Source organism: Bacillus hominis (assembly GCF_030348325.1).
In the GTDB taxonomy this organism is placed as follows: Bacteria; Bacillota; Bacilli; order Bacillales; family Bacillaceae_G; genus Bacillus_A; species Bacillus_A hominis.
On sequence record NZ_JAUCFS010000005.1, the window covers coordinates 1,039,758 to 1,064,866 of the forward strand.

Below are 25,109 nucleotides of genomic sequence, written 5' to 3' on the forward strand. Positions count from 1 at the left end.
ATATATGATAAGTCAGTTGAAAAGAGAAGCACTTTATGCATTAAAAGGTAAGTGGGGATTCGCGGTAGGGGCAACCTTATTAATTGGAATCCTTATTGGAGCTGTTGAACTTCTAATTACAGGTGTTTTCTCGATGTTTTGGGGTTGGGAAGAAGCAAGTGCTTCGCTTACAGTAAGTATTATTGTAATGCTTATTATCGGTCCGTTAACAGTAGGAGCCTATTATCTTGTTTTAAATGTAATTCGTGGGACTAATACTAGTATTGGTCATTTATTTAGATGGTTTAGCGATGGAAGTAAGTTTATGAAGGCATTTTTAACATATTTACTAATGTATGTGTACTTAATTCTATGGACATTACTTCTCATTATCCCGGGTATTATTAAATCATTTTCTTATTCTATGACGTATTTTATTTTGAATGATCATCCAGAATACACAGCAAATCAAGCAATTACTGAAAGTCGTCGTATGATGGATGGGCATAAAATGGATTACTTTTTACTATGCTTAAGCTTCCTTGGCTGGTTCATTTTAAGTATTCTTACTATAGGAATCGGTTTCTTATGGTTAGCACCTTATTTTTACGCGACATCCGCAGCATTTTATGGAGAGATTTCAAGAGAATATCATAAAAAAGAAGGTACTACTTTCTAATAGAAAATCAAGCCATCTATTCTCTATATTCTTTAGGGGGTAGGTGGTTTAATTTTTATTGAGAGCTTTACCTAATACATAGCTATAATTATGTTTAGTAAAAATAAAAGGAGTAAAATAATGAAATACACTTGTCCATGCTGCGGATATAAAACATTAGAAGAAGAACCACCAGGTACATATGAAATTTGTAACATATGTTTTTGGGAAGATGATCCTGTTCAGTTTAAAGATCATGACTATGAAGGCGGGGCAAATGAAGTTTCGTTAAGACAAGCGCAGAAAAATTTCATTGCGTTTGGTGCTTGCGAGGAATGTTTTGTTGGATCAGTTAGAAAGCCGGCTAGTGAAGATGTGAAGGATGCTAGTTGGAAGCAAATTTGTTAAGTAGTGTATAAACAAAAATGTTATTACTCAATTCAACAAGAGTAATAACATTTTTTATGTAGTGATGAAAGAATTAACGCCGTCTTATAAGGTAAAACAATAAAGATGATAAAGTAATAGGAAGGCCGGTTTCAAAAAAGGCTTCTAAATTAAAGGATAGAAAATCTCTGTCATTAAACCACGTAAAAAATAAATGATTGTAGGAAATGCCTAACAGTATAAATATAGGAATTCCAATTTTTAATTCGTGACTTCTTTTTATTTTTCTATAACAAAATTCACCTAATAAACAACCGATAAGAACGGGGATACTGCCAAGGATAATATACATAATGATTGATACCCAAATTGGTCCCCATGAATCTGCAAAATTGGGAACTCGTGTATACTGCAAAATATTTACAATGACAGAGAAAACTAGTAAGCATGTTAAATAACTAATTATGAATTTTTTCAATAGAATCATCCTCTTACTATAAGAAGTTATGTAAAATGATATAAAAAAAGCATCTAGCAAAAGAACTAGATGCAAATAAAAACACAAGGGAAGACAAAATTCTTCCCTTTTCCCGTATGTAATTATATCAAAAAAATTATAAAAAACTAGCTTTATTTTTAATATAATTGATGTGTGAGGCTATGATATTGTAGGATTACACTATTTTTATAGTGTTTTTTATTAAAAGGAGTGAATTATAGTGCTCGAAGTAAAGTTTTATGATTGGAAAAAACAACGCCCTAAAAAACATTATTTGCGTGTGCATGAAATTAGGATTTTTGAGTTAATTTTTTCAAAGGCAATTAGCGATTTTGAGATGGGATTAGGAGAGATTGAGCAAGTTACTGTTTACTGTTTAGCTAATGAAAACACTGATATTTCATATAACGTGAATAGATCTTTAGGGGAAATTCATGTAGATGTTCCTTATGATTTTATGGGATTTTTAACACTTGATTCAGTTGAAGAGAAATACAACGAGTTTTGTAAATTGATACGTCAATATGTTATCCCCGGACTTGAAGTAAACTCTACTCTCTCACCATCTATTGTTAGAGAGTATGTCGAAAAGTCTTTAGGAGAAATTGTGAAACAAAACTATGAAGGGATATTTTTAGTAGGAAAGACACCTAAAAAAAGCCCAAGCCGTAAGAAGATAGCGATATTAAAAGGGATTCATCGCGTCAAAGGTTTCCAACTACGATGTGAGGTGTATGACGAAAAGGGTTTAAAGATTCGCGATCAATTATTGGTGGAAGAGGTAGGTAACGAAATGGTGTATTCAAGATTTTTAGGCACATTAAAATGGGAAAGTGAAAATTTAATTGTGGTCAAATCAAAATCCAGTAGTTGGAAAGAAGAAATTTATATTTAATAATAAAGTTATTATAGAAGAAATGCTCGATATGATGTAATAACTATAATTTTACAAAACTGTATATAACAACTAATATATAATTAGTAAATTCATATAATTGGAGTGATGAGATGCAGCCGTTAGAAAGGGAGATTCATGCTAATATGCTGAAAGTGTGGAGAATTCACGCTTTAATTGGGGCAGTGGTTATACTTGCAGTCGTAATTGCGTATTTCTTTTTTATGATTAACTTTAACTGGTGGGGCTGGTTGTTTGGATTGTTAGTAGCAGGCGCTATTACATTTATTCCACTAGATTATTTTGTGTTTCCAAATTTACGTCAACGTTATTATAGTTACAGATTAAATGAAGAAGAGATTGAGATTCAAAAGGGAATGTTCGTTGTAAAGCGCGTGCTTATTCCGATGATTCGTGTGCAGCACGTAACGATTGAACAAGGACCAATTATGAGAAAGTATAATTTAGCAGAATTACATATTTCAACAGCGGCAACTTCTCATAGTATTCCAGGCTTAACGAAAGAAGAAGCAGAGCAGTTGAAAAGACAAATTGGAGAACTTGCGAAAGTGAGTGATGAGGATGTATAAGAGGCAACATCCAATCACGATATTATTAGGAATTAGAATTGCGAGTTTGTTGCCTTTTATTTTTCTTGTTCTATTTCGTTCAGACGAGAATGAACCGTGGTATTTATTTTATTTTGTTTTATTGTTCCTTTTAACTATTATGGCTATTTTTTCAGCTGTAAAATGGTATTTTAAAGTGTACTGGGTTGAAAATAATATTGTACATATAAAACATGGTGTGTTCGTTAAGAAAGAAAGCTACTTAAATAAAGACCGTGTGCAAAATATTAGTACGTCTTCTAACGTTATTTATCAAATACTTGGACTTACGAAGTTAAATATAGAAGTAGCGGGCGGCGGTACTGAACCAGAAGTGATGTTAGCAGGTATTAAAGAAGAGGAAGCGAAGAAACTAATTGCTTTATTACATAAAGAAAGAAGCGTTGTGACTGAAGAAGAGCCCGCAGCAGAAGAAAGTAAGACGGTGTACCAGTTAACAACGAAAGAAATTTTATTCGCAGCCATTACATCTGGTAGATTCGGGTTAGTATTTTCTGGACTACTTCTTATTTACTCAGAGTTTAATGAATTTCTTCCAAAATGGCTCATTAATAAGGTGGAAGCGTATGTGATAGATAACGGTGTATATGAATTAATCGTTATGGCCGCGATTTTAATGGCGGTTTCATGGGTCATTTCTACAGCCGGCTATGCGTTAAAATATGCGAACTTTAAAATTGAGCGAAAAGGAAATGAAATTCGCATCGTTCAAGGGTTATTTGATAAGAAAGAGTTTGTCTTAAAACTACACCGCATTCAAGCGATTACTGTAAAAGAAGGTATTCTCCGTCAGCCTTTCGGTTATTGCTCTGTCGAGGTGGAAGTCATTCAAAGTATAGAATCCGCTGGGAATGAAGTGATGTTACATCCTTTTATGAAGAAAAAAGATGTACAGCAGTTACTTACTTATTTGCAGTTTCCGTATGAAATGGAAGAGGAAATCGTCCATTTACCAAAAGTCGCATTACGCCGTTATATCATCATGGGCTGGATTACAAGTGCGGTGCTCGCTGTGCCAATTGTTGGTGCGAGTATATATTTTAAACAACATACCGCATTGTTCACTCTTATACCGCTATTTATTGTATTTACAATACTTGCGTACGCCCGGTATACAAGCGGCGGTTATATGATGAAAGAAAATCAATTAACGATGGTGTACCGTCGTCTTGCGAAATATACAGGAATCATGCGTAGAAGGCATGTGCAAGTAGTCGGGTACAATCAATCGTATTTTCAAAAGAAAGACGAGTTATGTACAGCTGCCGCATCGGTAGCGGGGCACGGTTATGAAGTAAAGCATATGCGTAAAGAAGATGCACTTCGCATATATAATTGGTATAAAGAAAAAGGAAACACCATTGTGTAATGGTGTTTCCTTTTTTGTCGTACGGTCGATATAATCTCACGTACCAATTGTTGCGAACTTCTAAACTAACACATCAAAAGTAGTCACAAAAGATGGACGAGAGAAAATGCTTTTTTGCCCTTCCGCATGTGGATGCGCCGGAGCTTGTCCCTCTGTTTGTGCAGGGCGTTTTTTATGAGCATTTTCGAATGAACGTGATTCTGTCCAGTCTTTAAAGTTTTGCTCTGTTTCCCACATTGTTAAGATGACATATGTATCGTTACTTAATGGGCGAAGAACGCGGATCGCTTGGAATCCTGGTTCGTTTTCAATTAGGCCTGCACGGTTTTTAAAACGGTTTTCAAATACAGGGCGACCTTCGTCTGTTACAGAAATGTTGTTACAAACGATGTAGCCAGGTTGTCCTTTAAATTCGCCAACAGCGTCTAGTACGTCATACTGAAGTGCAGATTCTACAGATTCTTCAGTATTTTCTTTATAAAACATATCTTTTTCGTTATTTTTTGCAGTGAAATGTGCTTGTTCTAAAGGTGTTTCGTATGAAATAATAGCCTTCATTTTAATGCCCCCTTTATAGTTTGTTTCTATTATATCAATTCTCTTAAAAAACTTCGAAGATTATATACATAAAGATAATTCTTTTTCAAATAATAAATGTACCATCATTTGGAAAGAAGGCCGATGTATGAAGAAAGTAAAGTGGACTTTATTAGGTGGGTTAGCAACGTTTGTATTAGCAATTGTACTTTATAAACTTATTGTGTTAACTGGTGGCTATATGATGGATGAAAAGCAGCTCGTTTTCCATTCTTCATCACGTATTGTTGACCAGAAAGGAAAAGAAATTACGAAATTATACGTAGAAAATAGAGAACTCGTGCCAGTCGAGCAAATTCCGAAGTATGTGCAGCAGGCGTTTGTTGCGGTGGAAGATTCTCGTTTTTATGAGCATCAGGGAATTGATTATCCATCTATATTCAGGGCTCTCTATAAAGATACGTTAGCTGGTGAAAAGGTAGAGGGCGGTAGTACCATTACGCAGCAACTCGCTAAAAATGTCTTTTTAACTCGTGAAAAAACATTTACGCGCAAATTGAAGGAAGTCGCAATTTCCCTTCAACTAGAGCAAAAATATACGAAGCAGCAAATTCTTGAAATGTATATGAATCATATTTATTTTGGTCATGGGGCTTACGGTATTCAAGCGGCAGCAAAGTTGTATTTTAATAAAAATGTTGAGGATTTAACAGTAGAAGAAGGGGCAATGCTCGCAGGTCTTCCGAAGTCACCAAACGGATATTCACCGTATTTCTCTCCAGAGAAGAGTAAGGAGCGCCGTGATCTTGTATTGTCACTTATGCATAAACAGGGCTATTTGACTGCAGAAGAAAGCGTTCGTTATCAAGGAAAGACAATTGCTCTATATAAAAACTTAGATGAGAATGAGCTCGCATATATGCCGTATATTGATATGGTCATAGATGAAGCAGCTCGTTTATACGGATTGTCTCATCAAGAAGTACTTCGCGGGGGATATACGTTTGTCGTACCGATGGATGAAAAGATTCAAAAGGTAGCGTATAACCAGTTTCAAGATGCAAGGAATTTCCCTGGTAAAGAAGAGGGGGCACAAGGAGCATTTTTATTAATGGATAATCGTACGGGCGGGATTAAAGCTGCGATTGGCGGAAGAAAGTATGTCCCGAGAGGATTTAATCGTGTTTTTGCAAAAAGACAGCCGGGCTCTGTTTTAAAACCACTTCTCGTGTATGCGCCAGCATTAGAAACGAAAAAGTATAATCCGTATTCGTTATTAACAAATGAAAAAGCTTCTTTTGAAGGTTATGAACCTCGAAATTACAATCGTCAATATACGAAAGAAATGACGATGTATGATGCAATTTTAGAGTCAGCAAACGTACCGGCAGTTTCTTTATTAAATGAGTTAGGAGTAGAAGAAGGCAAGCAATATTTAGAGAAAGGCAATGTTCATATTGCGGACGCTGGTTTAAGTACAGCGCTTGGTGGGCTGAAAAATGGCGTTTCAACATTTGATCTTGTAAAAATGTATCGTGCATTTTTAGCAAACGGAAATATTATTGAGCCGCACGTTATTGATAAGGTGTTAAATAGACACGGCGCAGTCATTGGGGAATCGCCAAAAGTAGAGACGAAAATTTTCTCGAAACAAACGGCATGGTATATGACAAAAATGTTAGAAGGAGTTGTGAAGGAAGGGACAGCCAAAGTAGGTGTATATAACGGTGCGTTGGCTGGAAAAACGGGTACAACTTCATTGCCAAATGATGATAATGGAGCAAGGGATATGTGGTTTGTTGGATATACGCCGAATTTAGTGGGGGCAGTTTGGGTCGGCTATGATCGCACAGATAATGAGCACCAATTACAAGGAGAAAGTGCATCTGCTACGAAGTTATTTAAGAAAATTTTAACGAGGGCAAATGTAGAACAGAAAGAAAAGTTTATGCAGCCAGAAGGTGTGGAAACGATTGGTGCTCCAATTCGTTTACGCAAGATTGAAGATGTAAAAATGAAACTATCGTTTAGTCCTTTCGGTTTATTTAAAACAAAATTAAGTTGGACACCACTTCCAGATGAAAGAATTATGTATCGCATTTATAGAGTGGAAAACGGAATTCATACGCATGTAGGTACTGTAACAGGTGCTGGAGAATATGAGGAAAAGTTTGTTAATATATTCTCAAAATCGAGTTTTTACGTTGTGCCATATAACACACAAACGAACCGCGAGGGAGAAAAGTCAAAAGTAGCTAAACCGTAGTTTTTCTCTGTGCTATAATAAGAATGTTGTGAAAATAGTAAACGGTTTTACGAATGTTTGTGTCAATTTCATGAACAACGTACATAATGTTATGCATTTTGTTTTTACAAGCTGTATAGTAAAAAAAGATAAATATCGGAATAGAACGTATTTAAAGCAAAAGCATTGGTAGGGAAGGGAGCTAGGGTCTTGGTTAGAAATATAAATGAGACATTTTTAAAAGCATGTAGGGGGGAACGTACAGAGTATGTACCAGCATGGTATATGCGTCAAGCAGGTCGTTCACAGCCGGAATATAGAAAGATAAAAGAGAAATATTCTTTATTTGAAATTACACATAATCCAGAGTTATGCGCTTACGTTACAAAGTTGCCAGTTGATCAATATAACGTAGATGCAGCAATTCTTTATAAAGATATTATGTCACCACTACCTGCAATTGGTGTTGATGTTGAAATTAAATCTGGTATTGGCCCAGTAATCGATAATCCAATCCGTTCTTTACAAGACGTAGAAAAATTAGGGGAAATCAATCCAGAAGATGACGTACCGTACATACTAGATACAATTCGTTTATTAACGACAGAAATGTTAGATGTACCGTTAATCGGTTTTTCAGGAGCTCCATTTACGTTAGCGAGCTATATGATTGAAGGCGGTCCTTCTCGTAACTACCATAATACGAAAGCATTCATGTATGCAGAGCCGAAAGCTTGGTTCGCATTAATGGATAAGCTTGCAGATATGGTTATTACATATTTAAAAGCGCAAATTAACGCAGGAGCAAAAGCTGTTCAAATTTTCGATTCTTGGGTTGGAACAGTAAATGTAGCGGATTACCGTATATTTATTAAACCAGCGATGGAGCGTATTTTTGCAGAAGTTCGACCGATGGGTGTTCCAATGATTATGCACGGCGTAGGTGCTGCACATTTAGTGAATGAATGGCACGACTTACCGCTTGATGTAGTAGGTTTAGATTGGCGCTTACCGATTGAAGAAGCACGCGCACGTGGCGTTCATAAGGCGGTACAAGGAAATATGGATCCTTCATTCTTACTAGCACCATGGTCTGTTATTGAAGAACATGTAAAAGGTATTTTAGATCAAGGGATGAAGCAGCCTGGTTACGTATTTAACTTAGGTCACGGTGTATTCCCAGAAGTAAATCCAGATACATTAAAACGCTTAACTACATTTATTCATGAGTACTCTAAAGAACAGTTAGCGAAGTAAAGGAGAATTGCTGTATGAAAAAGAAAATTGGTTTGCTTGTAATGGCATACGGAACGCCATATAAAGAAGAAGATATTGAACGTTACTATACACATATTCGCAGAGGAAGAAAGCCAAGTCCTGAAATGCTAGAAGATTTAACAGAGCGTTACCGTGCAATTGGTGGTATTTCTCCTTTAGCTGCTATTACATTAGAGCAAGCTAAAAAATTAGAGACGCGTTTAAATGAAATGCAAGATGAAGTAGAGTACCATATGTATCTTGGCTTAAAACATATCGAACCGTTCATCGAAGATGCAGTACAAGCTATGCATAACGACGGAATACAAGATGCAATCGCACTTGTTCTTGCGCCGCACTATTCTACATTTAGCGTGAAATCGTATGTAGGACGAGCACAAGAAGAAGCTGAGAAACTTGGAAACTTAACAATTCATGGCATTGATAGCTGGTATAAAGAACCGAAATTCATCCAGTACTGGGTTGATGCAGTGAAAGGTATATATAACGGTATGTCAGAAGCAGAACGTGAAAAAGCAGTATTAATCGTATCTGCTCATAGCTTACCAGAGAAAATTATTGCAATGGGCGATCCATATCCAGATCAATTAAACGAAACAGCGGATTATATTGCAAGGGGCGCTGAAGTAGCAAACTATGCAGTTGGCTGGCAAAGTGCAGGAAACACGCCAGATCCTTGGATTGGTCCAGATGTACAAGATTTAACGAGAGAACTAAATGAAAAGTATGGATACAGTTCATTCGTATATGCACCAGTTGGATTTGTTGCGGAACATTTAGAAGTTTTATATGACAACGACTTTGAGTGTAAAGTTGTGACAGATGAAATTGGCGCGAAATATTATCGTCCAGAAATGCCAAATGCATCGGACGCATTTATTGATTGCTTAACAGATGTTGTATTAAAGAAAAAAGAATCTGTAATGTAAGAAGAAAGGGGGAGCCTGCTTGAGGAAAAAAGTTGTAATCATCGGCGGTGGCATCACAGGATTAACAGCAATGTATCACTTACAAAAAGAAATTCATGACAAGAACTTGCCGATAGATACATTACTTATAGAAGCATCGGGTAAACTTGGCGGGAAAATTCAAACCGTTCGAAAAGATGGATTTACAATTGAACGCGGACCAGATTCTTTCTTAGCGAGAAAAGAAAGCGCAGCTAAATTAGCGAGAGAATTAGGCCTTGGTGATGAAATTGTAGAGAATACGACCGGTCAATCATTCGTTCTCGTAAATAATCGGTTACATAAAATGCCGAGCGGATCAATGATGGGAATTCCAACGCAAATTACTCCGTTTCTATTTTCCGGCTTGTTCTCCCCGATTGGTAAATTAAGAGCTGGTTTTGATCTGTTAATGCCTAGATCAAAGCCAGTATCTGACCAATCACTCGGACAGTTTTTCAGACATCGCCTCGGAAACGAAGTGGTTGAAAACTTAATAGAACCATTATTATCTGGTGTGTATGCTGGGGATATTGATGAAATGAGCTTAATGTCTACATTCCCGCAGTTATATCAAATTGAGCAAAAACATCGCAGTATTTCGCTTGGCATGCGTACGCTCGCTCCGAAAGAAGAGAAAGCTAAGCCGAAAAAAGGAATCTTCCAAACGGTGAAAACCGGTTTAGAATCTATAGTAGAATCTCTTGAAGCGAAGATTCACGAAGGTACGGTAATGAAGGGAACGCGCATTGAAAAAGTTGCGAAGCTTGCTGACGGTTATACGATTACACTTAGTAACGGAAAAGAAATCGAAGCAGATGCGATCGTTATGGCAGCCTCGCACAAAGTATTGCCATCTATGTTTGCCCAGTACAAGCAGTTTCGTTTCTTCCGCAACATTCCGTCCACATCAGTTGCAAACGTGGCACTTGCTTTCCCAAAGTTTGCAATTCAGCGTGATATTGATGGTACGGGATTTGTCGTATCAAGAAATAGTGATTACACGATTACAGCGTGTACGTGGACACATAAGAAATGGCCACATACAACGCCAGAAGGAAAAGCGCTTCTTCGCTGTTACGTCGGACGCCCAGGTGATGAAGCGATTGTTGAACAAACTGACGAAGAAATTGTGCAGCTCGTATTAGAGGATTTACAAAAGACAATGGATATTACAGAGGATCCAGAGTTTACAATTGTAAGCCGATGGAAAGAAGCGATGCCTCAATATACAGTAGGTCATAAAGAGCGAATGAAGAAGCTCACAACATTTATGGAGAAAGAATTGCCAGGTGTGTATTTGGCAGGTAGTTCTTACGCTGGTTCTGGTCTTCCGGCTTGTATTGAGCAAGGTGAGTTAGCGGCAAAGCGGGTAGTATTTCATTTAGAGAAGGTAGCGGAAACTGAGTTAGTTGCACATTAAAATATTTCAAACGAAACGCCTTCAATTATATTGAAGGCGCTTTTTTTATTATATGAAATACTTATTAACCAATAAACATATATAAGTTATTTGGTTTTATAACCGCATCTCCCGCATAAATAACCCACTCTGTTAAGTTGTCAAAATCTAAATGATAAGAATTCCCTTCATGCATCTCTTCTATAAAATACGGTTCATTAATGAGTATTCCTTGAATGAGATCTTCCGTAAGGTCTTGCATTTCAAACCACATATGTTCACTTTTCCCTTCTTCGTAAGAGACACCAAACTTAGCGAGGAAACGGAAATCTTCATTTGATTGTTCAATTTGAAAAATGTTGCTGAAATACCCGAAAGTATTTTTTGCATTATAAGCCATACGAGCCGTTTCACTATTTGTTTTATAGAACATGAGCCCTGTAGTTTCTTCGTGTTCTTTGAAAAAGCTTTCTATATATTCTCCGGAAGTATTATATTGGAATAAGAGAACAGATGGAGATTGATGGTATTCATCTCGGTCATCCATCCCGCCGAGGAATACGTTTTGTGCATCTATTGGCTGTAGTTTCACTTCTTCATCCTCAATTGAAGATAATTGATCCATACTCGTTTTACGTCCAATATAAGATAAACCTTTTTCCCATGGAACAGCTACTGTATGTATGGAACCTTGCTGACTATGTGCGATAACGATAGGCTCATTCATTGGGACTTGGCCATTCTCAACGGCATTATTAGCAAATGTTTGAAAAAGATCGCCAATGCCGTAGTAGGAAGAAATGCGATTTGGAATAATTAATTCTATTTCAGTTACGCCTGCTCTTAAAAGGCCGTGTGTATGAAACCAATATTGCGTAGGCTCGCCTTCTTTATCATCTTCATAAACGGAATGAATAACGTATAAGTCAGGAATGTCAGGTAACAATTCATTTTCAACGTGATATTCAATATAGTTTCTAGATATCACTTTCATTGCTGCACTTGAATCGATTACAAATAACAAATCTGGTGCGAGGTGCCATAAAAATTGTACCTGCTGGAAAAAGCAGTCCAGTACATCGCCTACAAATAGCGTACGAGTGAAAATTTCAGTGCCGAAAGCCGTATCTTCAAAAGTACGGTCTACTATTGTGGAATCTTGTCTATTGTACATTTTATATTCTTCTGGATCATTCGTTTCATCAATATGCAGTTCATACGGTATGACTTTTTCATCCATATGTAACTCAACAATAAGGCTTGTCTCATCACTATAAACAATTTTTAATTCATCAACTTTAGTAGAGATAGTTTCTAGCCGCTGTTTTAGCTGATCAATTGTAATTCTAGTTGGTATAACAGCAATCATATCTGAAAAATGACGTTCTAATGTTCCATTCATAGCTGCACGGTATGTTTCCGTTTGTACTTCCATCCAATCAACTCCAATTCAAATGAATACATTTTACATATCAATAAAAAATTCGGTATTTTCTGTTTTCTCTCTCTGACATTATAGAGCGCATTCGTAGAAGCTGTAAAATTATTATTTTGTATTATAGTTTGAAAGCTTGTAAATTAAATAAATTTTTTGTAAAACTTGTCGAAATAACGTTCTATATAACGAATCATTTGATATGATAGAAATGCTGAGAAAATATGAAATAGGGAGAGGAAAATGGCTGTGAAGAAATTGTTAAGTGTCTTTTTATCATTCATACTATTGCTTTCATTTACTGGAACTTTAGTACAAGCAGAAGAAACTACTTCTATGTCAGTAGAAAAAGCAATTCAAGTATTTAAGCAGCAAGGGAAAACGAAGGGGATCGTGGAAGGATATATCGTTGGATATACGCAAGGCCCTTCTAAGTACACGAAGGATCCGGCTAAGTTTGACGACACAAACGTAGCAATTGCCGATTCGCCAAACGAAACGAATCCAGATAAGATTATGCCTGTTCAGTTGCCCAAAGGCGATGTGAGATCGGCTGTAAACGTGAAAGATCACCCTGAAAATATCGGGAAGAAAGTTAGTTTAACTGGGACGCTTGAGTTATATTTCGGTAGTCCTGGTTTAAAATCAGTAACAGCTCATAAGTTTCAAGGAGAAGAACAAAACCGCGTTAGCGATGTAGTGGCTTCACCTGGCGGCGGGGAAGTTGCAAAAGGGACAGCGGTAACATTAACAACGAATACAGAAGGAGCGACAATCTACTATACGTTAGATGGCTCTAATCCTACAAATAAAAGTGTTCGTTATAACGGACAAATTGTAGTGAATGAAAATAGTGTAGTGAAAGCAATCGCAGAAAAAGAAGGGCTTACTTCTTCAGCAGTTTCGACATTTTCATTTATTATCGTAAGCAATGAATCAGTTCGTATTCATGATATTCAAGGAAAATCACATATTTCTCCTTACAATGGGAAGAAAGTAAACAATGTGGAAGGCGTTGTCACAGCGCTTGATAAAAACGGTTTTTATGTAGAAGATAATCAGCCGGATAATGATCCAGCTACTTCAGAAGGTATGTACGTATACAAAAAAGATGCGAATGTAGCGGTAGGAGACCTTGTCCAAGTTGATGGAGCAGTAGAAGAATATGTTGGGCCTGGATATGCAGAACGATTTGAAACAGACTTAACGACGACAGAAATTAAAGCGAGTCGCGTTGCTGTAATCGCAAAAGATCAAACTTTACCAGAAGCGATTGTATTAGGAGAAAACGGAGTGAAAATCCCAGATCAAATTATTGATAATGATGGATTTGGTCTATTTGATCCGAACGAAGATGCAATTGATTTTTATGAGAGTGTAGAAGGCATGCGCGTTACGATGCCAACACCAAAAATTATCGCTCCTCAGAAAAATGGTAACTTATATGTAACAGTAAAAAATGGTGGGGATAAAGTTATAACGAAGTATGGCACACCGCTATTAGATAAAGAGCAATTAAACCCAGAGCGTCTTTCTGTAAAAGTACCTCGTGATTATGTCGCGAAAGTAGGAGATACGTTCACTGGTAATATAACAGGCGTAGTAGGATATGATTACGGTTCGTTCCGTATTTCGCCAGTAACAGAATTACCATCTGTAGTAGACGGTGGGTTTAAGCAAGTAGGGGCAAATATTCAGCCGCGTCTTGATAAATTAACAGTTGCTACATATAATATTGAAAACTTCTCAGCGAACAAAAAAGAAACAACAGATGAAAAAGTAAAAGCATTAGCTTATTCTATTAAATACAACTTAAAGATGCCCGATATTATCGGTGTAGAGGAAATGCAAGATAATAATGGATCAATTAATGATGGTACAACAGATGCTTCTTTAAGTGCAAAACGTATTATTGATGCTGTATTAGAAATTCGTGGGCCGAAGTATGAGTATGTAGAAATTGCGCCAAGCAACAATCAAGACGGAGGAGCACCAGGAGCGAACATTCGCGTCGGTTTCTTCTATAACCCATCACGTGTGAAATTAGCGACAGTACCAAAGTTACTAGATAAAAATGTAGTTCGTATTGGAGACGAAAATCCTTTATTTGAAAGTACACGTAAACCGTTAGCGGCAGAATTTACGTTCCAAGGACAAAATGTTGTTGTCGTTGCAAATCACTTAAACTCAAAAATAGGAGATGCAACGCCATTTGGAAAAGTACAACCGCTCGTATTAAAGAGTGAAGAAAAACGAGTTCAATTAGCACAAGAAGTGAATCATTTCGTACAAGGTATTCAGAAAAAGAATACGAATGCACCGGTTGTTGTATTAGGTGATATGAACGATTTCGAATTCTCTAAACCACTGGAGGCACTAGAGGGAACGATATTAAAAGATATGTTAAACACAGTGCCGAAAGAGAATCGTTACACGTACATTCATGAAGGTAACGCACAAGTGTTAGATCATATTTTAGTAACAAATAACATCGCACCGCACACAATTGTAGACCCAGTACACTTAAACTCAAACATTATGAAAGAGCACGGGCGTGTAAGTGACCACGATCCAGTACTTGCTCAAATTGATTTGAAGAAGGCTTCTTAAAGTGGGGGAACGCTTAGGGTAACTAAGCGTTCTTTTTTGTTTTTGCATCGTCATATAATTATGAAGATAGAATTCCTTTTTTTGTAATATGGTGATAAAATTAATTGAATATTTAGTTTTCGGAAGAGGGGCTAAAGATGCAAGCGCTAATAAGTGGGAAATTAATGAATCAAATCGCAATCTTTTTTAGTAGTATCGTCATGATTCAGTTTATAGCCGAGATAACAGGACTTACAGAGAATTTAGATATTACGTATAACCTAATAAATACAGCAAGTTCTTATATAACATTTAGTTTGGCAGTCATTTTTACTTTAATAGGAGCAAGAAGAGAATTAAGTAAATATGCAATTATTTCATTATGTTTAGTGGTAGCTATTAAAGCCATTTACTTTGCGGCTGTTGTTATTTTGTGGGGATTGGCTGGTACGCCGTAAATGAATATAAAAAACCTAATTTCCAAGATAACGTGAGGAAATTAGGTTTTTATAATGGCTGAAAAGCTTTTCTACATCGATCTCGTTTTTGAAGTCTTCTCATATATCTTTTTTTGTCCCGTTGTAATCCTTTTATGTACATGAATAAGCTGACAAGGAAGAAAAATGTACATTGTATGATTAAAATGTACGATGAAATCCCGTGTAATGGTTGTTTCGGATCATATAAGTGAATAGGTGCTCCGCCTATTGTAGGGAATATTGTATTTAGCAGGACTAAAGGAATGGAAGTAACTGCAAATGGAAATAGAAGTGCCATGTAATCCTTTTGTGACCATGTGGACGCTGCTAAACCTAAGAGGGCCATTAAACCAGCGAATAAAAAATTAATCCCAATATATAGATAAATATAAGTGATGGGAGAAGAGAAATATAACTCTGCGAACATTCCGTTTCCGTTTATCATACTCGTACTGACGGTTGGATCTCCATTTTGAATTGTTAATTTGCAAAGTAATAAAGAAAGAATGAACGGTAAAGTATAAAGAAATCCACCGCAGAAAAATGTAACGATATATTTTGTAAAAGAATACGAGAATAGGGAAATTTCCTTACTTATAAAAGCTTTGAAACCATCGGATTTATCGGAATTATAACTTGTACTAAATGGTAAACTTGCAATAACAGGCATTAATAATAAATAAACATCCATTTCATTATCACGAAACCCGATCCATTTAAAAGCAGTTGCTATAGTCTCATTCGCTGCGTCTCCTAAATAACGAATTACATAATAATAATGATAAATAGAAATAAGAGCTAATCCACTAAACATAATAATTAAAGAAACACGATTACAAAAAGCTTGCCTTATATTTAAACGAAGCGCACGCATCATGACTGAAAAAGCCTCCACTATTTTTATAAATCTGTCTACTTTCTATATTACTATTAATTGTAAGGATTTTCTTGTTTTTTTATTTGTTTATTAGAAAAAGAGGAATTTTGTTGTTGTGAAGTAAGGTTTAACTGTATATCTTAAGAACACCTTTTCTTTTTCTCTTTCCTTCTGATACACTATGACAGTATTATATGAATGGACTGGAATTTTTTTAAACTGGGAATAACTAAAAAAGAGAACTTGTATAGAATGTAAGCGTGTGGTAATATCAAATGTGTAACGATTGACTATATCATCCAATTGGTCATTTTTGGAGGTGACGATGTGGCAATAGATCGAAAACGTTCTATTATTGAAGCTGCAACAAAGTCTTTTTCAGCATTCGGTTATAAGGCGACAACGATGGATCAAGTTGCGAAGTTAGCGAATGTAGGAAAAGGAACAATTTATACTTTTTTCAAAAATAAAGAAGAACTATTTGGCGAAATTATTTCTAATTTAATTACAGAAATGAAGCAAGTCGCAAAAGACGCAATTCGTTCAGATATTTCATTTTTTGAAAATGTACATAGAGCATTATACAGCATATTAGAATTTAGAAAAGAACATCAGCTCATGATTAAACTAATTCAAGAAGAGCGTGATATGGGAACGAAAGAAGTACAAGAAGTGATGCAACAAGTAGATGTGGAAATCATTTCTGTCATCCAATCTTATTTAGAGATTGCGATTGAAAAAGGTGAGATTAGCAAATGTGATCCAGAAATTACAGCATTTATTATGCTTCGCCTATACGTATCGCTTATTTTTGATTGGGAAAAAAATCATGAACCGTTAGAAAAAGAAAAGATATCGGAATTATTTGAACTTTATTTACTAAAAGGATTGTCAAATTAAGATAATCCTTTTAATATTATAAAAAATGACCACATGAACAAAACGGTCATATATTTAATTTAAGGAGGGAACATAAAGATATTAACTTCATATTGAGAGGAATGTGCATAGTATAAATTCGGGGATAAGGCATATGTATGAACAGATATAGCCTTTTTATTTGGGTAAAAATGACTAAATAGACGTTTTGGTCATTTTGAAAAAGGGGGATAAATTATGAAATGGCATAAGTTACTTAGTAAAGAATTTGCAGAGATTATAAAAAGTAAAAAAATATTAATCCCAATCATTGCGGTTTTATTTGTACCGATTTTATATGCTGGTATGTTCTTATGGGCCTTTTGGGATCCGTATGAACAGCTAGATGACTTGCCAGTTGCGGTAGTCAATTTAGATAAAGGTGCAGAACTTGATGGGAAACCAATTGAGGTCGGGAAAGGGCTTGTTGATAACTTAAAAGATAATAAAAGTTTTAAATGGGAATTTGTAAGTGAAAAAGAAGCGAAAGAGGGAATGGAAGGCAGAAAGTATTACATGTTAGTACGTATTCCAGATGACTTCTCAAGTAACGCTACAACGTTATTAAAAGACGATCCGAAACCATTAAACTTAGAATACATTCCAAATGAAAGTTTAAACTTCTTATCTTCACAAATTGGCGGAACAGCAATTGAAAAAATTAAAGGTGAAGTATCAAGCACGTTAACGAAAACATATGCAGAGAAAATGTTTGATTCTATTAAAGACGTCTCAAAAGGATTAGCAGATGGAGCGGACGGAGCAAATAAGTTACATGATGGAGCTAGTGAGTTGCATGATGGATCAAGTAAAGTGACGGATGGACTCCATACACTTCAAGGGAAATCTGGGGAGATGAAAGATGGAGTTCAGAAATTAGCAGATGGATCTAATAAATTACAAGATGGGTCCGGAAAAGTAACAGCAGGTTTAAATACATTAAATAGCAAAACAGGTGAAATACAGACTGGTATAGGGAAATTACAAGATGGATCTCAGAAAGTGACAGCAGGTTTAAATACATTAGTAAGTAAAACAGGTGAATTAAAAGCAGGAACGAGTGAATTATCAACTGGTATGGAAAAACTTGTTGGAGGACAAAGTCAATTAGAAGAAGGTTCTCAAAAAATTGAAAAGGGTTTGCAAGAGTTAAATAGTGCAGTGAAAAATTCTGTTGCAGGTTTAGAGGGAATGCAGTCGAAAGTTCCTTCTATATTAAATACGGTAAATCAGAAAATAGATGGAGCTGGGGAAAATGTAAATCAGTTAAATGAATTTACTCAATCAACAGCAGGGGATGCAAAAACTGCAGCACAAGATGTAGCGAATTTGCAAAAGCAAATTGAAAGTTTACCAAAAGAATATCAAGAGCAATTACAACCATATATAACAAATGCGGCAAAAAGTACAGCGACAGTTCAGCAGAAAGCCATTGGAGTAGCAGGTGGAACAAATAAATTAAATGAAGAAGTAAAACAATTAAAAGGTGAAATAAATCAAACGACAAGTGAAATGCAAAACAAACTACCGAATTCAGAAGGGGTCAAAACTTTAACGGATGGTATTGCGAGATTAATGAATGCGCAAAACGAATTTGTAAGTAAATTTCATGGATTTGGTGAAGGATTAAGTAATGCCAAAGTAGGTGTAGATAAATTAAATAACGGGTCAGGTCAATTAATTGATGGAGTAACCCAATTAGCGGATGGCTCAAGCAAAGTAACAGGTGGTTTAGGTACATTATCTGCAGGAGCAAGCCAAATGACAGGCGGAATAACGCAATTAGAAGACGGTTCAAGCCAAGTAACAACAGGCATAGGCACTTTAAATGGTGGTCTAAATAAAATGTCAACTGGCTCAACCCAGCTAATCGACGGAGTAAATAAACTAACAGACGGCTCAGGAAAAGTGACAGACGGACTCGTAAAAGTAAACGATGGATCAGGTGAACTTGCTGAGAAACTTGGGGAAGGTGCAGAAAAAACAGGAGAAGTAAAAGGAACGGATAAAACGTATGATATGTTTGCAAGCCCTGTAAAAGTGAAGACGGAGAAACTAGCGGAAGTTCCAAACTACGGAACAGGATTTACACCGTACTTCTTATCACTCGGTTTATTCGTTGGGGCATTACTATTATCTATCGTATACCCGTTACGCGATACAGTCGGTGTTCCGAAATCAGGATTTAGCTGGTTTATTAGTAAGTTTGGCGTGTTACTGTCAGTCGGCATTATTCAAGCAATAGTAGCAGATGTCATATTACTGTTCGGATTAGGCGTAGAAGTACAAAGCATTCCATACTTCATACTCTTTAGCATTGTTACAAGTTTAGCATTCATCGCATTAATTCAGTGTTTAGTAACAGCATTCGGTGATGCAGGGCGTTTCATCGCCATCATAACATTAATTATACAGCTTACAACAAGTGCTGGAACATTCCCACTAGAATTGATTCCGAAGTATTTACAACCATTTCATGCTTGGCTACCGATGACATACTCTGTATCGGGACTTAAAGCAGTCGTATCGAGCGGTGATTTTAACTTCATGTGGCAAAATATAGGGATACTAATGATCTTTATCGTTTTATTATCACTTGGAACAATCGCTTCATTAACTTGGATGCATAAACGACGTTTTAGAAATATTGCTGAAAATCAATCGGTTGAAGCGTAGGGAAAAAGCACCTTTTTGGTGCTTTTTTATTTTAATAGAGGGCATCTTTTCTGTAGTTCATATATAAACCTTTCTAAAAGCTATAGAAACGAAAGAAAAGGAATAATAACAATTTACAGAGAAACATAAAAATAGGGGAGTTGATATGATGAAAGGAAATCTAACTTATTATTTTATCTTATATCCGTTAATCTTCTTTCTTGTTTTCACCCTTTAACCTATCTTGTTTCATAAAGAAGAATATACAGGTATGAAAGATACACTGGGAATACTTTTAGTCTACTATGTGCTAATTAGTGGGTATTACTTTATGGATGTTGTAAGTGAAAGAATGAAGAAAAATGGTAAGGACAAACAATAAAGTGAAACTTTAATCAGTGGGGGTTTTGTTCATCCCCCGCTGATTATTAGCCCTCACCAATCGGGCTTTTATGGGCAGTTGATCCCCCACCTAACTTCTTTGCTTCCGTTGAATTTTGAGGTGGGGGTCTTACTGCCCATTAATGCGGGATAAAGTTTTATTACATAAAAACTGATGGAGGGTACCAAAATGACCGAAAGCGAAATGAAATTTAGGGATACGACCATTCGTAACTTTTTCGATAAAGAGAATCGTTTAAAATCGATTCCAGGTCAAAAGAAGAAAAAGTTAGTGTTATTAGAACATTTGATTAGCAAATTAAACGCTGAAAATCAGTATATGGAAAAAGAAATTAATACATTCATAAAACAATATCATGATGATTTTTGTACGATTAGACGAGAGTTTATCGTGCATGGGTTTATGGATCGCGAGGATAATATGTACCAAATAAACGCGAGAGAAGTATGGACGAAGTGGGAGGAGTTAAAATAACGAATCAGCGGGGAGATCCCCACTGATTATGAATCCGTGCTAGTCTTGCATTTTCTCTGTAGTAAGTCTATGAACTCTTCAATATTTGAACTTGTAATGTATCCCACCGTTATATATTCATCTTCATAATAAAATATTATTTTTTTATCAAAGATTCTTCTCTTCGTTTCTATAGATACAATTTTTTCATACTCAAATTCGCCAATTAATGTATTTTTATATTGGCTAAAAAAGAGAAGTCTTCTATTAGTAGCAAGTAGAGTGCCTGGATATGGGACTTTATGCGTATTCATATAGTCAGTAAGTGAACATTTTAAAGTAGATAAAATTTTTTCTTCATTATGTAATAGTTGTTTTGCAGCTGTTAAAATTGGATTCATTGTATACATTCCTTTTATCTAGATTTATAAATATTGTATCAAAAGTGAAAAGATTCTCAATATGTAATGTTGCATATTGAGAGTTTGGGTTTAATGGCTCCAGTATTAATTTTTAAGAAAAGGTACGAGGTGATTCAGTGATACGATTAGCAAAAGAGGTTGATGCGGAATCCATTATGGATATTAGAAAAGCAATTATATTATCGGAGACTACTACAAAGTTTTTTATAGTATCTCCAAATAAATTACCAAATGATATTGATGCAGAAAGAGAAAAGATACGGAAAAGCAATGAAAAAGGTAATCTTTACATCGTGTATGAAGTAGATAGTAAGGTGGTTGGCTTTTTACTTTTCAATCGATATGAGCTAGAACGTTTACGACATGCAGGCACAATGGGAATGGGGATTAGAGAGGCGTACTGTAATCAAGGCATTGGTACGAAGCTAATTGAATTTCTTATTAGTTGGGCTAAAGGGCAGAAAGGTTTAGAGAAAATTTGCTTAGGCGTAGTTGCTATTAATGATAGGGCGATTAAAGTGTATAAACGTATTGGCTTTGTAGAAGAAGGAAGACAACGAAAGCAAATTAAATATGAAGATGGATCATATGGAGACGACGTGTTGATGGGTTTTTATATTGAATAAAAGCGATATTAATAAGAAGATGTATATACGTAATGGTATGTACATCTTTTTCACATGCTTATTGTAAACTTCTAAAAGTAGTATGTATCTCCCTGCAGTTAACAGACTTTTCCCTATGAATAATATTAATATAGTAAAATCATAAGAACCTATATTGCAGTTTCCAATAATATACTATATAATCAGGATAAGAAAACGTTTTCATGCAAAGGGGGAAAATTTCGTGTCGACTATCGAGGACGTGGCGAAATTAGCGGGATTATCAAGGACAACGGTTTCTAGGGTGATCAATAATCATCCATATGTTTCAGATGAGAAGAAGAAAAGGGTTCAATTAGCAATGAAGCATTTAGGCTTCGTTCCTAATTCTGCGGCGAGAAGGCTTCGTAAACAAAAAACAGAAACAATTGCGGTGCTTGTTCCAAGGATTACAAATCCTTTTTTTAGTAGATTTATTGAAGCAATCGAGATTGCTGCTTCTGAACATAAATATAAACTGATTATTTGTCAAACAAGATATTTACCGGAAAAAGAGATGGAGTATTTACAGTTATTATCTACGAAACAAGTAGATGGGATTATTCTATGTTCACTAGAAAATCCGTGGGAAGATGTAGAGCCATACTTGCAACACGGTCCAATCGTGTTATGTAATGAATATATTGAGGAAGCAAATGTTCCAACAGTGAAATTTGATCATGCACAGGGAGCATACATAGCTGCCAATCATGTATTAGAACAAGGATATCGTAAACTGATTTTTTGCCGTGGTAACGAAACGAAAGTAGTGAGCCAACAGCGAAAAATGGGCTTTTTACGCGCTATTACTGAAAAGAGTAGAGAAGTGGAAGCGATCGATTTTCTTGAAAACGCTTTCTCTTGGGATGATGGAAAACGAATATTCAATGAAGTATTAAAGGACAAAAAAAATCCTACCGCGATTTTGGCAGGAGGCGACGAGGTTGCAGCTGGAATTATCTCAGAGGCGAAACGCCATGGTTGGAGTATTCCAGAAGATCTCGCTGTGATCGGTTTTGATAATCAAATTTTAGCGCAGATTACAGAGCCAGGTATTACGACAATTGAACAGCCAATCGACGAGATGGCCCGAAAAGTTGTCGACTTAATGATGGATAAAATCCATACGAAAAACTATCGACAAAAAGAATTGTATGAGTTTGAACTGGAGCTCTTGGTGAAAGGTTCAACGATGAAGGATACGATGTTATTAGCCTAGTAGACTATGTCTGCTAGGTTTTTTTATGTTCACAAACTACTATTCTTCGTGAACGCAATCGTCACATTTGTTATGGTATGCTTCGTGCTGCTCATCAATTTCTTTCCCGCAGTGTGCACAAGTTTTCGTCGGTAAATTTCGGAAAAACTCCATTGGTTGATCAATCATGTCAATCCCTCCATTTCCATTTCTTACTATCATTGTATTAGTACAAAAAACAAAAGTCAACAACTGTTTTATAACAAAATTGAAAATTAATGAAAAAGTTTAGGAAATGGATTATAGTTAACAATGTAGGATGTAAGTAAAAAACTTTCTCAAGTACGGAGAAAAACTGCATTGCTACTCGGTTTTAGAAAGGATGGATACATATGAAAATGACTGTTGTCGGCTTTTGGGGCGGCTTTCCAGAAGCGGGAGAAGCAACGTCGGGGTATTTGTTTGAACACGATGGTTTTCGTTTACTTGTAGACTGTGGTAGTGGTGTACTAGCACAGCTTCAAAAATATATAACACCATCTCATATAGATGCAGTTGTATTGTCGCACTATCATCACGATCATGTTGCAGACATTGGGGTGCTGCAATATGCGAGATTAATTACGAGTGCGACAAAGGGACAACTACAGGAGTTACCAATATACGGTCATTCGTTTGATGAGAATGGATTTAATTCTTTAACGCATGCACCGCATACGAAAGGGATTGCGTACAATCCAGAAGAAACACTTCAAATTGGGCCGTTCTCCATTTCATTCTTAAAAACTGTTCATCCTGTTACATGCTTTGCGATGCGTATTACAGCTGGCGATGATGCCGTAGTATACAGCGCGGATTCAAGTTATATTCCTGAATTTATTCCATTCACGAAAGATGCTGATCTTTTCATTTGTGAGTGTAACATGTATGCACATCAAGAGGCTGCAAAAGCAGGGCATATGAATAGTACAGAAGTAGCAAGTATTGCGAAAACTGCGAATGTAAAAGAACTTTTATTAACGCACTTACCACATACAGGCAATCCATCTGATTTAGTAACAGAAGCAAAACAAATTTTCAGTGGTCACATTACGCTAGCGCATAGTGGCTACGTATGGAACTCATGAGGTGATACGATGTTATTTATTGATAATAAAGGGATTACAGATCCTACGATAAACTTAGCGATTGAAGAATATTGTGTGAAGAATTTAGATATTAACGAAACGTATTTATTGTTCTACATTAATGAGCCTTCGATTATCATTGGTAAAAACCAAAACACAGTAGAAGAAATTAATGCAGATTACGTAAAAGAACAAGGTATTCATGTCGTTCGTCGTCTATCAGGCGGAGGCGCAGTATATCATGATTTAGGAAACTTAAACTTCAGCTTTATTACGAAAGATGATGGAGACAGTTTCAGTAACTTTAAGAAATTCACAGAGCCTGTAACGAAAGCGCTTGGTAAACTAGGCGTAAATGCAGAACTAAGTGGTCGTAACGATATTTTAGCTGAAGGTAGAAAAATTTCAGGTAACGCACAGTTCTCAACGAAAGGCCGTATGTTTAGTCACGGCACGTTACTATTTGATTCTGAAATCGATCATGTCGTATCAGCGTTAAAAGTAAAAATGGATAAGATTCAATCAAAAGGAATTAAATCAATCCGTAGCCGCGTTGCGAACATTACAGAGTTCCTAAACGAAAAAATGACGACAGAAGAGTTTAGACAACTTCTTCTAGAAACAATTTTCGAAGGAGAAACAGAAATTCCAACGTACGAATTAACAGAAGATGATTGGAAAGAAATCCATAAACTTTCTGAAGAGCGCTACCGCAATTGGGACTGGAACTACGGAAAATCTCCGAAGTTCAACTTACAACATTCACACCGCTTCCCAGTTGGACAAGTTGACGTTCGTCTTGAAGTGAAAAAAGGAACAGTAACAGAATGTAAAATTTACGGTGATTTCTTCGGCTCACTAGATGTTCATGACATTGAAGAACGTTTAACTGGCGTACAATTTGATAAAGATGCATTCACTGTAGCTTTAGAAGGCGTAGATATCGCGCGTTACTTCGGTAATATTACAACAGAAGATTTCTTGCATTTATTCTTCTAAACAGATGAGGCCGTTCCAAAAAAATATTTTGGAACGGTCTTCTTTTATGAATAGGTTGCTCTCAATTTGTATGGGGAGTATACGA

General features: G+C 36.1%; 24 protein-coding genes and 1 pseudogene. 19 read left to right on the forward strand and 6 right to left on the reverse strand.

The genetic code is table 11. The features are described from left to right. Positions 1-4 precede the first annotated feature (4 nt). Both QUF93_RS07645 and QUF93_RS07650 read left to right on the forward strand, forming a co-directional pair. Positions 5-658 carry a DUF975 family protein gene (locus QUF93_RS07645; RefSeq protein ID WP_289358357.1) on the forward strand — a complete coding sequence of 218 codons (654 nt, stop codon included), beginning with the start codon at positions 5-7 and terminating at the stop codon, positions 656-658. 120 nt (positions 659-778) lie between these two features. Then, positions 779-1,045 carry a CPCC family cysteine-rich protein gene (locus tag QUF93_RS07650; protein ID WP_289358358.1) on the forward strand — a complete coding sequence of 89 codons (267 nt, stop codon included), beginning with the start codon at positions 779-781 and terminating at the stop codon, positions 1,043-1,045. A 73-nt stretch (positions 1,046-1,118) separates the two neighbouring features. Here the strand turns inward: QUF93_RS07650 and QUF93_RS07655 are convergent, their stop codons facing one another. Next, the gene (locus tag QUF93_RS07655; RefSeq protein WP_289358359.1) at positions 1,119-1,502 is read right to left on the reverse strand and encodes a hypothetical protein; all 384 of its coding nucleotides are present in this window, start codon (positions 1,500-1,502) and stop codon (positions 1,119-1,121) included. A gap of 241 nt (positions 1,503-1,743) precedes the next feature. On the opposite strand from QUF93_RS07655, the gene QUF93_RS07660 reads away from it, so the two are divergent. The 3 genes from QUF93_RS07660 (at position 1,744) to QUF93_RS07670 (ending at position 4,416) form a co-directional block, all read left to right on the forward strand. Continuing rightward, complete coding sequence (locus tag QUF93_RS07660) at positions 1,744-2,418, forward strand: hypothetical protein (RefSeq protein ID WP_289358360.1); 675 nt, start codon at positions 1,744-1,746, stop codon at positions 2,416-2,418. 113 nt (positions 2,419-2,531) lie between these two features. After that, a complete protein-coding gene (locus QUF93_RS07665; protein WP_212936700.1) occupies positions 2,532-3,008 on the forward strand; it encodes a PH domain-containing protein in 477 nt (158 codons plus the stop codon). Further along, complete coding sequence (locus QUF93_RS07670) at positions 3,001-4,416, forward strand: PH domain-containing protein (protein ID WP_289375249.1); 1,416 nt, start codon at positions 3,001-3,003, stop codon at positions 4,414-4,416. Before QUF93_RS07665 ends, QUF93_RS07670 begins: the two co-directional genes overlap by 8 nt. Before the next feature lie 60 nt (positions 4,417-4,476). Here QUF93_RS07670 and hmoB read toward each other — a convergent pair whose 3' ends face one another. Then, positions 4,477-4,974 (reverse strand): heme-degrading monooxygenase HmoB, encoded by a 498-nt coding sequence (gene hmoB / locus QUF93_RS07675; protein WP_002116825.1) that lies wholly within the window; start codon positions 4,972-4,974, stop codon positions 4,477-4,479. 127 nt (positions 4,975-5,101) lie between these two features. On the opposite strand from hmoB, the gene QUF93_RS07680 reads away from it, so the two are divergent. The 4 genes from QUF93_RS07680 to hemY all read left to right on the forward strand — a co-directional run bounded on the left by QUF93_RS07680 (position 5,102) and on the right by hemY (position 10,846). Continuing rightward, positions 5,102-7,219, forward strand: a complete 2,118-nt coding sequence (locus tag QUF93_RS07680; RefSeq protein ID WP_289358362.1) for a transglycosylase domain-containing protein — start codon at positions 5,102-5,104, stop codon at positions 7,217-7,219. Between the two features lie 189 nt (positions 7,220-7,408). Continuing rightward, entirely contained in the window at positions 7,409-8,455 is a 1,047-nt protein-coding gene (gene hemE / locus QUF93_RS07685) for a uroporphyrinogen decarboxylase (protein WP_289358363.1), read from the forward strand. A 14-nt stretch (positions 8,456-8,469) separates the two neighbouring features. Further along, positions 8,470-9,405 (forward strand): ferrochelatase, encoded by a 936-nt coding sequence (gene hemH / locus QUF93_RS07690; RefSeq protein WP_289375251.1) that lies wholly within the window; start codon positions 8,470-8,472, stop codon positions 9,403-9,405. Between the two features lie 19 nt (positions 9,406-9,424). Beyond that, positions 9,425-10,846, forward strand: coding sequence for a protoporphyrinogen oxidase (gene hemY / locus QUF93_RS07695; protein ID WP_289358365.1), 1,422 nt, complete (start codon positions 9,425-9,427; stop codon positions 10,844-10,846). A gap of 64 nt (positions 10,847-10,910) precedes the next feature. On the opposite strand, the gene QUF93_RS07700 is transcribed toward hemY, so the two are convergent. After that, positions 10,911-12,260 carry a DUF4026 domain-containing protein gene (locus tag QUF93_RS07700; RefSeq protein ID WP_289358366.1) on the reverse strand — a complete coding sequence of 450 codons (1,350 nt, stop codon included), beginning with the start codon at positions 12,258-12,260 and terminating at the stop codon, positions 10,911-10,913. Between the two features lie 243 nt (positions 12,261-12,503). Here QUF93_RS07700 and QUF93_RS07705 point away from each other — a divergent pair, with 243 nt between their 5' ends. Both QUF93_RS07705 and QUF93_RS07710 read left to right on the forward strand, forming a co-directional pair. Continuing rightward, positions 12,504-14,870, forward strand: a complete 2,367-nt coding sequence (locus QUF93_RS07705) for a DUF6359 domain-containing protein (RefSeq protein WP_289358367.1) — start codon at positions 12,504-12,506, stop codon at positions 14,868-14,870. Between the two features lie 137 nt (positions 14,871-15,007). Beyond that, the gene (locus tag QUF93_RS07710; RefSeq protein ID WP_289358368.1) at positions 15,008-15,307 is read left to right on the forward strand and encodes a hypothetical protein; all 300 of its coding nucleotides are present in this window, start codon (positions 15,008-15,010) and stop codon (positions 15,305-15,307) included. Between the two features lie 49 nt (positions 15,308-15,356). On the opposite strand, the gene QUF93_RS07715 is transcribed toward QUF93_RS07710, so the two are convergent. Continuing rightward, on the reverse strand, positions 15,357-16,205 hold the full coding sequence (locus QUF93_RS07715; RefSeq protein ID WP_002116841.1) for a hypothetical protein: 849 nt from the start codon (positions 16,203-16,205) through the stop codon (positions 15,357-15,359). 327 nt (positions 16,206-16,532) lie between these two features. On the opposite strand from QUF93_RS07715, the gene QUF93_RS07720 reads away from it, so the two are divergent. From QUF93_RS07720 to QUF93_RS07740, 4 genes and pseudogenes are all read left to right on the forward strand, one after another. After that, positions 16,533-17,105, forward strand: coding sequence for a TetR/AcrR family transcriptional regulator (locus QUF93_RS07720; RefSeq protein WP_002116844.1), 573 nt, complete (start codon positions 16,533-16,535; stop codon positions 17,103-17,105). 216 nt (positions 17,106-17,321) lie between these two features. Continuing rightward, the gene (locus tag QUF93_RS07725; RefSeq protein WP_289358369.1) at positions 17,322-19,799 is read left to right on the forward strand and encodes a YhgE/Pip domain-containing protein; all 2,478 of its coding nucleotides are present in this window, start codon (positions 17,322-17,324) and stop codon (positions 19,797-19,799) included. 145 nt (positions 19,800-19,944) lie between these two features. Beyond that, positions 19,945-20,160 (forward strand): annotated as a pseudogene (locus tag QUF93_RS07730) (hypothetical protein). A gap of 189 nt (positions 20,161-20,349) precedes the next feature. Then, a complete protein-coding gene (locus tag QUF93_RS07740) occupies positions 20,350-20,655 on the forward strand; it encodes a DUF2087 domain-containing protein (RefSeq protein WP_002116850.1) in 306 nt (101 codons plus the stop codon). A gap of 26 nt (positions 20,656-20,681) precedes the next feature. Here the strand turns inward: QUF93_RS07740 and QUF93_RS07745 are convergent, their stop codons facing one another. Next, positions 20,682-21,035, reverse strand: a complete 354-nt coding sequence (locus QUF93_RS07745; protein WP_289358370.1) for a PH domain-containing protein — start codon at positions 21,033-21,035, stop codon at positions 20,682-20,684. Between the two features lie 137 nt (positions 21,036-21,172). On the opposite strand from QUF93_RS07745, the gene QUF93_RS07750 reads away from it, so the two are divergent. Then, a complete protein-coding gene (locus QUF93_RS07750) occupies positions 21,173-21,682 on the forward strand; it encodes a GNAT family N-acetyltransferase (RefSeq protein ID WP_289375252.1) in 510 nt (169 codons plus the stop codon). A gap of 223 nt (positions 21,683-21,905) precedes the next feature. After that, the gene (locus QUF93_RS07755; RefSeq protein WP_289358372.1) at positions 21,906-22,919 is read left to right on the forward strand and encodes a LacI family DNA-binding transcriptional regulator; all 1,014 of its coding nucleotides are present in this window, start codon (positions 21,906-21,908) and stop codon (positions 22,917-22,919) included. Positions 22,920-22,958: 39 nt separating this feature from the next. On the opposite strand, the gene yhfH is transcribed toward QUF93_RS07755, so the two are convergent. After that, positions 22,959-23,087: a protein YhfH gene (yhfH, locus tag QUF93_RS07760; protein ID WP_000567010.1), complete on the reverse strand. Its 129-nt coding sequence runs from the start codon at positions 23,085-23,087 to the stop codon at positions 22,959-22,961. A 203-nt stretch (positions 23,088-23,290) separates the two neighbouring features. Between yhfH and QUF93_RS07765 the strand changes: the two genes are divergently transcribed. Then, positions 23,291-24,025 (forward strand): MBL fold metallo-hydrolase, encoded by a 735-nt coding sequence (locus QUF93_RS07765; RefSeq protein ID WP_289358373.1) that lies wholly within the window; start codon positions 23,291-23,293, stop codon positions 24,023-24,025. A 9-nt stretch (positions 24,026-24,034) separates the two neighbouring features. After that, a complete protein-coding gene (lplA, locus tag QUF93_RS07770; RefSeq protein ID WP_219917426.1) occupies positions 24,035-25,024 on the forward strand; it encodes a lipoate--protein ligase in 990 nt (329 codons plus the stop codon). Positions 25,025-25,109: the final 85 nt, after the last annotated feature.